This window comes from Rhodoglobus sp. G.S.4 (assembly GCF_056619605.1).
Genome location: NZ_CM152748.1, coordinates 2,802,516 through 2,815,306, shown reverse-complemented (window position 1 = coordinate 2,815,306; position 12,791 = coordinate 2,802,516). Strand labels below are relative to the sequence as shown.

14 protein-coding genes are annotated in these 12,791 nt (G+C 60.2%); 4 read left to right on the top strand and 10 right to left on the bottom strand.

Translation table 11 applies throughout. The features are described from left to right. Positions 1-67 precede the first annotated feature (67 nt). The 5 genes from AC061P_RS13815 to AC061P_RS13795 are packed head-to-tail and all read right to left on the bottom strand — an operon-like array spanning position 68 to position 5,136. Entirely contained in the window at positions 68-1,336 is a 1,269-nt protein-coding gene (locus AC061P_RS13815; RefSeq protein WP_480391486.1) for an ABC transporter substrate-binding protein, read from the bottom strand. A 2-nt stretch (positions 1,337-1,338) separates the two neighbouring features. Further along, a complete protein-coding gene (locus AC061P_RS13810) occupies positions 1,339-2,742 on the bottom strand; it encodes a protein O-GlcNAcase (protein WP_480391485.1) in 1,404 nt (467 codons plus the stop codon). After that, positions 2,739-3,488: an SIS domain-containing protein gene (locus AC061P_RS13805; RefSeq protein ID WP_480391484.1), complete on the bottom strand. Its 750-nt coding sequence runs from the start codon at positions 3,486-3,488 to the stop codon at positions 2,739-2,741. Before AC061P_RS13805 ends, AC061P_RS13810 begins: the two co-directional genes overlap by 4 nt. Next, positions 3,485-4,408: an N-acetylglucosamine kinase gene (locus tag AC061P_RS13800; RefSeq protein ID WP_449647823.1), complete on the bottom strand. Its 924-nt coding sequence runs from the start codon at positions 4,406-4,408 to the stop codon at positions 3,485-3,487. The genes AC061P_RS13805 and AC061P_RS13800 overlap by 4 nt, the downstream gene beginning before the upstream one ends. Next, positions 4,408-5,136, bottom strand: coding sequence for a GntR family transcriptional regulator (locus tag AC061P_RS13795; RefSeq protein WP_480391483.1), 729 nt, complete (start codon positions 5,134-5,136; stop codon positions 4,408-4,410). Before AC061P_RS13795 ends, AC061P_RS13800 begins: the two co-directional genes overlap by 1 nt. Before the next feature lie 221 nt (positions 5,137-5,357). On the opposite strand from AC061P_RS13795, the gene AC061P_RS13790 reads away from it, so the two are divergent. Continuing rightward, a complete protein-coding gene (locus AC061P_RS13790) occupies positions 5,358-5,951 on the top strand; it encodes a GNAT family N-acetyltransferase (protein WP_480391482.1) in 594 nt (197 codons plus the stop codon). Further along, positions 5,948-6,961, top strand: coding sequence for a Gfo/Idh/MocA family protein (locus tag AC061P_RS13785; protein WP_480391481.1), 1,014 nt, complete (start codon positions 5,948-5,950; stop codon positions 6,959-6,961). The genes AC061P_RS13790 and AC061P_RS13785 overlap by 4 nt, the downstream gene beginning before the upstream one ends. On the opposite strand, the gene AC061P_RS13780 is transcribed toward AC061P_RS13785, so the two are convergent. The 4 genes from AC061P_RS13780 to AC061P_RS13765 all read right to left on the bottom strand — a co-directional run bounded on the left by AC061P_RS13780 (position 6,962) and on the right by AC061P_RS13765 (position 9,174). After that, a complete protein-coding gene (locus AC061P_RS13780) occupies positions 6,962-7,609 on the bottom strand; it encodes a biliverdin-producing heme oxygenase (protein ID WP_449647819.1) in 648 nt (215 codons plus the stop codon). 99 nt (positions 7,610-7,708) lie between these two features. Continuing rightward, a complete protein-coding gene (locus AC061P_RS13775; protein ID WP_449647818.1) occupies positions 7,709-8,296 on the bottom strand; it encodes a hypothetical protein in 588 nt (195 codons plus the stop codon). 47 nt (positions 8,297-8,343) lie between these two features. Beyond that, positions 8,344-8,751 (bottom strand): DUF4383 domain-containing protein, encoded by a 408-nt coding sequence (locus AC061P_RS13770; protein ID WP_449647817.1) that lies wholly within the window; start codon positions 8,749-8,751, stop codon positions 8,344-8,346. A 120-nt stretch (positions 8,752-8,871) separates the two neighbouring features. Next, positions 8,872-9,174: a DUF2470 domain-containing protein gene (locus AC061P_RS13765; RefSeq protein ID WP_480391480.1), complete on the bottom strand. Its 303-nt coding sequence runs from the start codon at positions 9,172-9,174 to the stop codon at positions 8,872-8,874. 80 nt (positions 9,175-9,254) lie between these two features. On the opposite strand from AC061P_RS13765, the gene AC061P_RS13760 reads away from it, so the two are divergent. Beyond that, on the top strand, positions 9,255-11,342 hold the full coding sequence (locus AC061P_RS13760; protein ID WP_480392184.1) for a heavy metal translocating P-type ATPase: 2,088 nt from the start codon (positions 9,255-9,257) through the stop codon (positions 11,340-11,342). Between the two features lie 49 nt (positions 11,343-11,391). On the opposite strand, the gene AC061P_RS13755 is transcribed toward AC061P_RS13760, so the two are convergent. Continuing rightward, positions 11,392-11,901, bottom strand: coding sequence for a MarR family winged helix-turn-helix transcriptional regulator (locus AC061P_RS13755; RefSeq protein ID WP_449647815.1), 510 nt, complete (start codon positions 11,899-11,901; stop codon positions 11,392-11,394). 91 nt (positions 11,902-11,992) lie between these two features. Between AC061P_RS13755 and AC061P_RS13750 the strand changes: the two genes are divergently transcribed. Then, positions 11,993-12,784 carry an SDR family NAD(P)-dependent oxidoreductase gene (locus AC061P_RS13750; protein ID WP_480391479.1) on the top strand — a complete coding sequence of 264 codons (792 nt, stop codon included), beginning with the start codon at positions 11,993-11,995 and terminating at the stop codon, positions 12,782-12,784. The last annotated feature ends 7 nt before the right edge of the window (positions 12,785-12,791 follow it).

Below are 12,791 nucleotides of genomic sequence, written 5' to 3'. Positions count from 1 at the left end.
AAGGATGCTGATCGCCCACCCTCGGGTTGGCGGGCGATCAGCGAAGTTGGCTAACTAAGGGGATGCGTTAGCCAATCTTCTGATCTATGCCGGCAACGGCATCCTCAGGGGAGCTCTGACCACCAAGCACTTCGGCAAGTGCCGCATAGAGGGCGTTTGCCGTTTCGAGGTCATAGCCAGTATCTGGCGGGAGCACGATAGCGGGAGCGGACTCCAACATGTTGATGAGGCCGGCGCTGCGCGAGTCAATGTCTTCGCCCGATGACGCCGAGAGGGCCATGGGTGTCAGCTCGGCACCGATGAAGGCCTGAACATTCTCATCGTTGTTGAGCAAAGCGAGGAACTCTGCCGCTAGGTCTTGTTTGCTGCTCTTCGCATTGACGACATAGCCGGTGACAACACCAATGACGCTCTCTTGGTTGCCATCTCCCGGCATTGCTGGCAAGTTCACGTAATCGAAGTTGAGATCGGGGGCCTCATCGATTGCCCAGCTTACGAGCCACGAACCGATAGCGTGCATCGCCGCTTTGCCCTGGAAGAAGAGTTGTGCTCCCTCGTTGTCGTCAACAGCGTTCGCGCTCTCGTTGACACAGTTGTGGTCGGCAAGTTCCTTGACGTAGCCGAAGGCTTCTACCCACTCGGGAGTGTTGAAGTCGGTCTCTCCAGAAAGCGCCGAGCTGTAGACGTCTTCGCCGACAACGCGCGAGGTGAGGTGGGCTAGCCAGTTTCCGGCAGCCCACAGATCCTTATTTCCCGAAGCGATGGGAATGATGCCCTCGGCATCCAGAGCGTCACAGGTAGCCAGCAATTCATCCCACGTTGTGGGAGGCGTGAGTCCGGCATCCGCAAAAATGTCTTCGTTGTACCAGAGCACGTTTGCGACGTCGGCAGCGTGCGGAACCATCACTACAGCGTCATCGACGGTCAGTGAGGTGAAAACGTCTTCATCGAAAAGCCCGGCGATCGGCCCGGTCGTTACTGCCTCAGTAAGATCCGCGGCGAAGCCGTCAGCGGCACGCTGCTCAAGGCGAGCACCCGCCCACTCAAAGTAGATATCGGGAGCATTGCGTCCGTTCAACAGATTGGGGAGGCCAATCGTTTGATACAGGTCATCGTCCTGGTAATTCATCTCGACCGTAACGTCGGGGTTTGCTGCCTCAAACTGAGCCGCAACGTCATCCCACACGCGAATTTGCGCTTCGCCGGGTGACCCCATCGCGATGCGCAAGACGTTGTCATCTGAGCTGCCGCCGCCGGCCGAACAACCAGTGAGAATGAGAGCAGTGGCGCTCAGCGCTGCCACGGCGCCGGTTATCGTCTTTCGCCTAATAGTCATGATCAGTCCTTTGCTGTAGGTGATGCAGTAACGGGTGATGCATTAGCAGGTGATGCGGGTGGTGAGCCCCCGGCGGCGACAAGCTCCGCCAAAGTCATATCGATCAGATCGCCAAACACTCGACGGTGTGCACTTCGCAGCCTATCGAGGAACGGGCGAAGAACTGCGGGACCGTCAGAATCAAGTCGATCATCAGCAGCAAGCGTCGCCACTTCAACGAGGGCAAGCGAGCCCACCCGGAACGACTCAAGCCACGGGCGAACCTCGGCGATAAGTTCAGGATTACTAACCGGGCCGTCGAGCAAACGATCCGCGGCCTGCACCATTAAGTTCGCACGCTGCAGTAGCTCAGTTGCGGCGCGGGCGCGATCGCCGTAGTCCACCTCGAACGTGAAGCGCTCAAGAGCCTCTGCGAGATCCGGAGCATCGTCGAGCGAGAGACACGAGGAACGAACCGTGTCAGCAAAGAGGCTGAAATCGGCTGCGTTGACTGGGCCAACGACATCCAGAATGGCTTGCTTCCAGCTAGCTTCGGGGTCGTATCCCTCCGGGTCGCGCAGATAATCGGCAATGGTGGCAAACGGAATCTTGGATGACTCGAAGAGTTCCATACCGTTGGCAATGATGCCGGTGGAGAAGCGGTACAGCTGGGGGTCGCGGCCTTGGTAGGGGCCGATGTGAAGTTCGTGGCCCATCGCAACATCGTTCACGGGGTAGTTATCCCAGTAGGTCGGCGGGCGGCCGGTCGATCGTGCGAACGCGGCGGCGTCAGTGAGATCAAGGGTCGCGGAGCAAATCGCACGCCCCGTCCAGAACAGGTCAATTCGGGGATCAATCCCGGTGCCGAGGCGGGTGATGTATTCCTCGGTTCCATAGCCCCAGTACTGAGTCGGGCAGACAGTGAGGTGAGTGTCGCTACTGAATTGCGAGAACACGGTGCCGATCAGCGACTGTTGTGCGTCAACAAGATCAGCGAATGCAGCCTTATCCTCGGGATGCTGTAGCCGGGTGGGGATGTCGTCGAGCAGCAACCCAAAACTGGTGACGCCCAATTCGCGCACGGCGTCGAACTTGGCCAAGAGCATCTCGTGATCGGTGCTGCTGGAGTATTTGATGGTGAGGCCGGGGGAGAGGCAGTACAGGAACGTCATATTTAGCGCGGCACAGTGGTCGATGAGTTCGGCAAGGCGGGTGAGCTCCGCGCCGACATAGGGTGTGCGCCATTCGTGGCGAACGAGGGGGTCATCTTTTGGCGAGTAGACGAAGGTGTTCATTCCGCGCTTGGCGAGAAAACTGATGAGGTCGAGTCGTTGCTCGTGACTCCAGGGCGGCCCGTAGAACCCTTCAATCACGCCTCGGATCGCGAAGGGCGATCCAGGATGGGTGGTGCGATCGGCGCTTGTCATACCGCAGTCACTTTGGTGGTGAACTTGTGATTGCCAGCATCACCGGTGCTCGTGTTGCTGCTCTCATAAATGTCGGGAATGACTCCCTCGTCAACGGTTAGTTGAATGGCTTCTGCCATGACCGCGTTGAGAATCGCTGCACCAACGACGGTGGAGGTTGCCGAAACTCGCTTGTCGATTCCGGTGATGTCGACGGCGGCGTCACCAACAGAGCCGCCGTTGTCGATCACGACCGTTGCCAGTTCATGAAGCTTGGGTAATAGCGTTGGCCGCGCGGCAGGCGAGGTCGCGTGGTTGAGGCTCGTCAGTGCAATCACGGGAATGCCTTGATCGAGCGCACGCTGAGCGAGCTCGGAGGTGACCGCGTTGCTTCCCGAATTCGAGGCAACGATCAGCACATCGCCTGGCGAAAGTGGGTGGTCAAGCAGCAGAGCATCGGCAAGACCGGGCAGGCGCTCAAGCGAGGTGCTGAGCGGTGCACTCGCGTGCAACATGAGGCCCTCGAAGAGAATCGGGTGCACGTTGACGAGACCGCCAGCCCGGTAGAAGAGTTCTTCGGCGAGCATGTGGGAGTGCCCCGTGCCAAATACATGAACGATCCGTTTGGCAATCAATGCGTCGGCAATCAGTCTGGATGCCGCAACAATGTTTTCGGCTTCGTCGGTGCGCAGCCGTTCGAGGAGTTCGATCGCGTGTGTGACGTAGCGCGAAGCGGGGGACTCGACGTTGAGTGCGGGTGGCGTCATGATGCTGACTCTTCTTTCCACACGTGAATGAGTTCTCGATAGATGTTGTCGGATTCGCCGGCGCCGAGAAGAAGTGCTCCGTCGAGGGATGAGGCATCAGCGGGCTGAAAAGAGAGCCCTTCCGCTGCGAGCAGTTCCACGAGTCTGGCGAATAGCACCGTGTTGGGGCCGAGTAGTTTGCCGCCTAGCGCGAGTGGGGCGTCTTGACCGACCCAGTGGAGGCCAACGCGAGCGGTTTCGAAGAGTTCTCGCGCGGCATCGTTGACGATTACGTTTGCTACGGCATCTCCTTCGACGGCAGCAGTGAGCACGTCGCGAGCGAACTGCGAAATGCGGTTCACTGGGCGGTGCACGCTGTGAAGGCGGGCGGCAAGGTTCTTGAGGCCCGCAAACTGGCTTTCGGCTCGTTCGGTGAGCAGCGTGGTTTCGCCGCGGCCATCGAGTTGTTTGAGCACAGCGGCTACTCCGCGGCTGCCGACCCAGAATCCGCCACCCGCGTCACCGAGGAGGTAGCCGTGGCCATCGATAACTCGAGATTCGCCGCTGTTCTTCAGGGCGAGACATCCGACACCGGTGCCGGTAATTAGTGAGACTCCGGCTTCGGCCGAGAGCGCTCCGGCGTGGGAGGTGACGGTGTCGTCGGCGATCCACACTTCGCGCGCCCCGGTTGTTGCTCCAATGAGGGAGCCCAGGCGTGCTGCGGAGGCAGAGTCAGGGGGGGACGTTGTCAGGCCAAGAACAACGCGGTCAACTGGCGCGAACCGACCATGTTTCCAGGCGCTGGCAATCGCATTGTGTACTGCTCGAACAGTGTCACCCTCAAGTCGGCTAACACCATCGACCTCGACGGTTCCTGGTTGGGCCGAGCTTTTGAGACGGATGCCGGACTGGCCGCCATCAACACCGAGAACACTGAGCATTAACTATTCCTTGCTTGTTCGGGAGTGAATGCTGCGCCAGACACTTGAGCGGTGAGTTGATATTTGTCACCGCGGTAGAAACAGTTGGCGATCATGATGATCGTGCCGCGCGAATCAGAATCGACCATGCGGATGCGCAGACAGGCTTGATCTGCGGGAATGGTGAGTAACTCGCGCACGCGTTGATCGGGGAGCACCGGCTCAATAGACACGTTCGCGGCGCCGGGGATGATGCGGTAGCGGGTGCTGAGAAGCTCGTAGAGAGATCCACCGAGTTCGCCACCGTTGATCCCGGGAACGAAGGCTTGGGGAATCCACACAGTTTCAACACCCATCGGCTCGCCACTGCCCAGCCGCAGGCGGGTAAAACTAACGACGGGGTCACCGGGGGCGATCTGTAGTTGAGCGGCGATTGCCGTGTCTGCTTCGGCCACGCGGTAGGCCAACAGCCGCGCGCTTGGCTCAAGGCCGCGGTCGCGCATGTCTTGCGAGAACGAGGTGAGTCCGAGGAGGCGAACAAAAGGCTGGGGGGTCACGTAGGTTCCGGAGCCGTGCCGACGCTCAACGAGTCCTTCAGCGACGAGAGCATCCACTGCTCGACGAATGGTCATTCTGGCGACACCCCACTGTGCGCTGAGGTCGCGTTCGCTGGGCAGGCTCTTGCCAACCTCGGTCGACGCGACCAACTCTCGCAGGCGCGCCCTGAGTGTGTTTCGGGTTGATTCCATTACTACGGTCACCCTCACATTAGAGTCCATTTGGTTATCCCCGGTAAAGGGCACATTAGACCAATTTTCGAATTCTGCCAATGAAATTTTTGGGGTATATCCCCTAATTTTCGGGGCTAGTGCCCGTCAACAGCCAGTTTCTTGTGCCCGGTCTAGACCACTCCGTGGCCAACGTGTGACGCGAAATCTAGACCAGTTGACGCACGATATATGGTGAAGCCATGAGCGACATCCGGTTAGCAGGTCTGCAGGACTTTCCCGGCACCTACCGAGTGTGCTTATTGACGGCGGATGCCGGTGCCGATGGGAGCGCTCTCTACGAGAATCCCGACCTCCTTGGCCACGTTTATGTGGGGCCATATCTCGTCGGGCAACCAGAGTTTGCTTTTGTCATTGCCGATGACAAGGGGATCGCTGGCTATGTACTCGGCGCTGCTAACACCCGTGAATTTGAGGCTTGGCAGGAGAAGGAATGGTGGCCAGCGCTGCGCTCGCAGTATCCCCTGGTCACGGGATCGACCCTCGATGATGGACTGATCGCTAACCTGCACTCACCGCAGCATGCGTCAGACAGCGTGATTGCGGGTCATCCCGCACACCTTCACATCGATCTGCTGCCTCGAGCACAAGGGCAGGGGTTTGGGCGGATCATGCTTGAGACACTCTTCGCTGCACTTCGCGCTCGCGACGTGCCCGGCATCCACCTGGAGGTCGGCGAAGACAATCACAACGCGATCGCTTTTTACCGGCACCTCGGCTTTGTCGAGCTCGCCCGTGGTGCCGATTCGATCTTTTTAGGAAGGGAACTGCCGTGATTCTGCCAACTCCGACGGCAACACCGCTTCGAGGTGGGCCAACGCTGCGATGGGGAGTGCTCGCTCCCGGCGGGATCGCTACCGACTGGGTGGCCGCGATGCACGCCAATACCGATCAACGGGTTGTTGCGGTTGCCTCTCGTTCAGCTGAGCGTGCGGCACAGTTTGCGCAACAGAATGGCATTGAGCGCAGCTATGGCAGCTACGAACAACTCGTCGCCGACCCCGAGGTAGATATCGTCTACATCGCGGCGCCGAATACTTTTCACCGCCCCCTGGCACTGCTGGCAATTGCCGCGGGGAAGCACGCGCTCATCGAGAAGCCGCTCGGCATCGATGCTGCCGACGCTCAGGTGATTGTGGACGCGGCCCGCGCTGCGGGAGTTTTCGCGATGGAGGCAATGTGGACTCGGTTCCTGCCTCAGACGACAATCATTTCCCGGATGCTCGGCAATGGCGACCTCGGTGACGTGACACTCGTCACCGCCGACTTCGGTGCCAACTTTGGTGAACCTCAGGGGCAGCCGGTGTTCGACCCCGCACTGGGCGGCGGATCGTTGCGCGACATCGGCATCTATCCAGTGTGGTTCTCGCGCTTTGCGCTCGGCGCACCCACCTCGTTGATCGCAGCGGGACGGATGCTCGCCAGCGGCGTCGATGGGCAGGCTGCAATGATCCTCAACCATGCCACCGGGGCCCAGGCCGTGCTGCACACGACCATGCTCGCCGACACCCCGACGGAGGCCCGCATTTGTGGCACCCTTGCCCGCATCGAGGTTCGCACACCGTTCTATGCCCCCAACGGGTTTGCTTGGGTAAGCGGGGATGAGCGCACCGAGTTCACGGACGGAACAGGATTGCGTGGTCGCGAGGGACTCGCCTTCCAGACGACGGCGATCGCTCAACACATTGCGGATGGGCGAACCGAGGCCCCCGAGCATCCACTCGATGTGTCGGTATCAATTCTGGAAACGCTCGACTCGTTACGGGCCCAAGTTGAAGCGGGCTAGCTAGGCGGCGGCCTTTGCCCGGGACAGGTCGACGAACAGGTCAGTGTTGAACTTGTAAGCGGCAAGAACTTCGCCGATGACGCGGTCGCGTTCGGCGTCATCCCACTCAACAGCGTCGAGCTGGTCGCGATAGGTGTTCTTGAACTCTTTTGGCTTCGCGATCTGGTCAAACAGGTAGAAGCCGACACCATTGGTTTCGAAACCAAACTGGCGCTGCATGAGGGTGCGAATGACTTGGCCACCAGAAAGGTCGCCGAGGTAGCGGGTGTAGTGGTGGGCGATGAACCCGCCAGCCCAGTCTTGGGCCGCAATCTCGCGGACGCGTGTTGCATAGGCGGCAGCGGTCGGCAGGGGAGTGATTTGCTCGCGCCAGTCGGCACCGATCAAAAACTCTAGGTCGGCTTCGATCGCAGGCAAGCGAGTGAGTTGTGAGGTGATGAATGGTGCGGCCACGGGGTTCGCGGCAAAGTGGGCCGCTGCGGCCTCGATGGCTTCGTAAATGAAGTAGTGCTGAGCGACGAGAGCGATGTAGTCATCGCGGCTGCCCTTGCCCGTCATCAGATCTTTCATAAAATCTGCACCCTCGCTATCGCCGTGGCTTGACCACGTGCGCTCACGGAGAGCCTGGGAGAACGGAATAACGGCCACTGAGGTCTCCTAGCGAGGTTAGTTAGGTGACCCTCACTCTAGTGGGATACGCGGCCTTGGCGCATCGTCCGAAAGGGCAGTATTTGTTGTGCGATTCCGCTAGTGACCGTCGTGGTTGGGGAGATTGAAGAGATCGTTGTCGTTCCCACCCGTGCCCTCATCTTGCTGAGGAACGAACGTTCCGTCGTGCTCACCATGCGGTTGGGCATAGATCCCTGCCTCTGTAGCGGCCAGAGCGGGAGTGGTGAGAGCAGACACCACGAGCGCGCCAACCATGAGAGCGGTGAGGTAGCGTGCCGCTCCGGGCGCAGCGCTCTCGCCGCGCTTTCCCTCACGAACACGACGCTCGTGCAGCGACAGGGTGCCGGCCACAAAAAGTTGGAAGATTGCCGCAGCGCCCCAAGGAACGACATCCATTACTGAAGCTAGGGCAGGAATTTGCAGGCTGGATGCCGCAGCAACCATCAGTCCCCACGCCACAATGGGGACTACGGCGACGACCATTGCGGCACGGGGTGCCGGAAGCTCGTCGCGAGCGAAGGTCAGAATTCCCCAACCGAACTCGACAATGCCAAGCAGGCCGAGGGGAATCGCCAGAGCGAGAGGAGAACCGATCACGAGCGCAACATGGATGAGACCGGTGCCGATTGCGGCAAAGGCGATCCAGGTTCGGGTAATTGTGGACATGATTGTTCTCCTCTCAATTCTGGTCGTAGTCGGCGCAGGCTGTCGGGCTAGGCGCTTACGCCGGTAGCCCGCTTGTCTGCTCCGAGGCCAACGGCGAGGAGAACAACAGCGCTTGCGAAGTGAAGCACGTTGTCTGCAGCGTTGAGAGCCAAAATGTTCAGCGGGCTGCCAACGAGCAGCAGGCCAGCGAAACCAAGCACAAGGTAGGCAAACCCTACGGTTGAGTTCGTGGCGCGAGCGGCTCGCTTGTTCGAGATTCCGGCGAGAAGAAGAGCCGCGCCGATCAGAATGTGCGCGACGTTGTGAAAGATGTTGACCTCGAACAGACCGAGGAGCAAACCGCCCTCGGTCGCAAAGAAGCCGACACCATTGGTGACGGAAAAGCCGAGTATTCCGACAAGAACGTAAACCGCGCCAAAAATAACGCCCAGCAGTCGGTTAGGTGATGTAGTCATTGCAGTGCCCCCTCTGCTCAAACACGATGATTGAGCTGTTGACCCTTATTCGTACCCCTCGCCCATATGGTTTGGCTAGGGGCAGTATGAGGTGATTTTTCTTTGGGTGCCGATCGCGCCTTAGCTGTGCGGTCGGGCCCCAACCCCGAGCTTTGCGCATGCTTTGTCATAGAGACGCACAATCTCATGGCGGATCTCTGCGCGCTCGCTGATTACGGTGCTCCAGGGCACAGTGACGTGGTGCTCGATGCCGTTGACGTCGGAGTATTGCCACGTGCCTTCGGTGTCATCGAGCGCGACCATCGCGGCGGAGATCGCAGAGGATTCCGCAAACGCACGCACGATGAGCAAATTGTCACCGTTGTGGTCGCTATTCATGTGGGCGAGTACTGCGGACACGATTTCTGCGCTGAAAGTAGTCACGGCTCTACGCTAGCGCTGACCTGAGAAATGTGGGTTGCAAATATACCCTAGGGGGGTATAACATTGCGGCCATGGATGAGATGACGGCACAGGACTCAGACGCAGTTGACTCGCACTCGACCGGGACGACGGCGCACGCCGCGCACAATAAACACGGACAAGGGCACGAGAACCACGATGGCCATGGTGGTCATGGTGACCACGTCGCCCAGTTCCGACGACTTTTCTGGATCATGCTCGTACTGGCGGTCCCCGTCGCCGGTTTCAGCATGATGTTCTCCCAAATCTTGGGCTACACGTTGCCTGACCTGGCGATTATCAACTGGATCTCGCCGGTGCTCGGCACCGCAATGTTCTTCTGGGGCGGCAAGCCGTTCCTGACCGGCGGTTACTCCGAGCTGAAGGCACGCAAGCCGGGAATGATGCTGCTGATCTCGATGGCGATCTCGGTCGCCTTCGTCGCATCGTGGGCATCCACTCTTGGGCTGATTGCGCATGAACTCGACTTCTGGTGGGAGCTCGCGCTTCTCATCGTTGTGATGCTGCTCGGGCACTGGGTCGAAATGCGGTCGCTCGCTCAGACCTCAAGCGCACTCGATTCGCTCGCCGCGTTGCTTCCGGATGAAGCGGAGAAAGTTGAGGGGGATGACTTTGTCACCGTGCATCCGTCTGACCTCGTTGTTGGCGACGTCGTCATCGTGCGCCCCGGCGGACGCGTACCCGCCGACGGCGAAGTGATTGACGGTTCAGCCGAGGTGGATGAGTCGATGATCACCGGAGAGTCGCAGCCGGTTACCCGCGGCGAGGGCGACCGCGTCGTGGCGGGAACCGTGGCGACTGACAACTCGATCCGCGTGAAGGTTACGGCGATTGGCGATGACACGGCGCTCGCGGGCATCACGAAACTTGTCGAAACGGCGCAGAACTCCTCGTCGCCCGCCCAGCGCATTGCGGACACTGCTGCCGGCTGGTTGTTCTGGTTCGCGCTCGGTGCCGCTGCGATTACCGCTACCGTCTGGACCCTTGTTGGCAGCCCCGACGATGCCATCGTGCGCACCATCACCGTGCTCGTCATCGCCTGCCCGCACGCTCTCGGTCTCGCCATCCCGCTCGTCGTCTCGATCTCGACCGAGCGCGCGGCTCGCGCCGGAGTGCTCGTGAAAGACCGCTTGGCGCTCGAGACGATGCGCAAAGTCGACACCGTTCTCTTCGACAAGACAGGAACCCTCACGAAGGGCGAGCCAGCAGTCACGCACGTCGCGGCGGTCGGGGATGCGAGTGAAGACCGGGTGCTTCGGCTCGCAGCTGCTGCTGAGAACGACAGCGAGCATCCGCTGGCTAAGGCAATTGTGGCGGCAGCGCACGACCGCGAACTCGAACGCGTCACTGCCTCAAACTTCAGCTCGTCGAGCGGTGTTGGCGTTGAAGCTTCTGTTGACGGTGCGACGATCAGCGTTGGTGGGCCAAGCATGCTGCGTCAGCACGACCAGCAGGCAATCGAGGCCACCACCGAGTGGGCGGCAGACGGCGCGATCATTCTGCACGTGCTCTCGGACGGTCACGTGATCGGCGCAATCGGCCTCGCGGATGAGGTGCGCGAAGACTCGCGTCAGGCGATCGATGCCCTGCACTCGAAGGGCATCACGGTTGTGATGATCACGGGAGATGCGGATGCTGTGGCACAGTCGGTGGCGGCAGAACTCGGTATCGACCGGGTGTTTTCGGGCGTGCATCCGGAAGACAAAGCCAGCAAGGTTGCCGAACTGCAGAAAGCGGGCGGCACCGTCGCAATGGTCGGTGACGGCGTCAACGATGCGCCAGCGCTTGCCCAAGCGGATGTCGGAATCGCGATCGGCGCCGGAACAGATGTGGCCATCGCCTCGGCCGGTGTCGTGCTCGCGAGCGACGACCCGCGCTCGGTGCTTGCGGTGTTCGAACTCTCGCGCCGCAGCTACGGCAAGATGCGCCAAAACCTGTGGTGGGCTGCCGGCTACAACCTGATCTCGGTTCCCCTCGCAGCTGGAGTGCTTGCCCCTATCGGCTTCGTGCTTCCGATCTCCGTCGGAGCGCTGCTCATGTCGGCCTCGACCGTCGTTGTTGCGGCGAACGCTCAGCTGTTGCGTCGCCTCGACTTGCGGCCCGAAGCGGTAATTGCGCGTAAGGACTAGCGACCCATCCACCCGCCATCCACGTTGAGGATGAGCCCGGCTTGGTTTGTTAGTCAGTGTCGGAGGAGAGTGATTTTGGCGGCTGCCATCCCTCCTGCTTCCGGATTGCTCGCTGGATACTCAGACTGATTTCTCGCAGCTGACTCTGTTGTGCCTTTGTGAGCGGATCGAGGACAAATTCCGTGACCGACAAAGTGTGCACCGGGGTGGCCTTGTCGAGCATCTCCAGCCCGGCCTCGGTCAGGCTGGTAAGCATCGATCGCCCATCCAGGGGGTCTCGAGTGCGCTGTGCCCAACCCCGTCCCTCAATACGCGACACTGCTCGAGACAACCGCGAAAGCGAGCTGTTCGCATAATCAGCCAGAACGGTCATCCTCAGCGTGTGGTCCGGCGCGTCAGCCAATGCGAACAGGATGCCGTACTCAAAGTGCGTGAGATCGAAACCGCGGATCAGAGGGGCGTCGAGGGCGGGCGGCAGCCATTCCAGTACCGTCGCAAGCGCCGCCCACGTCGCGAGGTCATTTCCTGTGAGACGGTTCGGGGCGCTGGAATCGGTCATGGTTACACGTTACAGGTTTACTTGACTGAGCAACCAAATGAGGTTAGTTTTTACTTGACTGAGCAAGTAAAAAACGAAAGGTCCCTCGACCATGGATATGCAGCTGGAAAACAAACGTGCCTTTGTAAGTGGCTCGTCGCAAGGGATCGGGTACTCGATCGCGAAGGCGCTTCTCCGTGAGGGCGTAGCGGTGGTCATCAACGGCCGTGACGACAGCCGGCTCCAGCAAGCGCTGAAGAACCTCCAAGCTGAAGTACCTGGTGGGAACGTGACGGGTATTGCGGCGGACTTTGCGGACGCCGCCGAAGTGCGGCGCCTCCTCGATTCGCTCGGCCGCGTCGACATCCTTGTTAACAACGTCGGCCTCTTCGATTTGATGCCCTTCGCCGAAATACCCGACGATGACTGGTCGCGCTATTTCGACGTGAACGTGATGAGCGGAGTCCGGCTGTCCCGAGAGTTGATGCCCAGGATGATCGACGCAGGATGGGGCCGGATCATCTTCATCGGGAGCGAATCAGGCGTAAACATACCCGCTGATATGACGCATTACGGCGTGACCAAGGCGGGAATGCTCGCCTTGAGTAACGGCCTAGCTAAGCTCACCCGCGGTACCGGCGTGACGGTTAACACAATTCTTGGCGGCCCGACCTACTCAGACGGCGTAGCCGATACCGTCCGCGACATCGCCGAGGCGCAACAACTCTCGACGGATGATCTGAAGGCGACCATCATTGGGGGGAACCAGACCTCTCTCCTCGAGCGCTTCATCGAGCCTGCCGAAATCGCGAACCTCGCCGTCTATCTCTCGAGCCCGCTTTCATCTGCAACGAACGGAGCCGCCGTGCGCGCTGACGGCGGAGTACTGACCGCAATGCTTTGACCGGCGC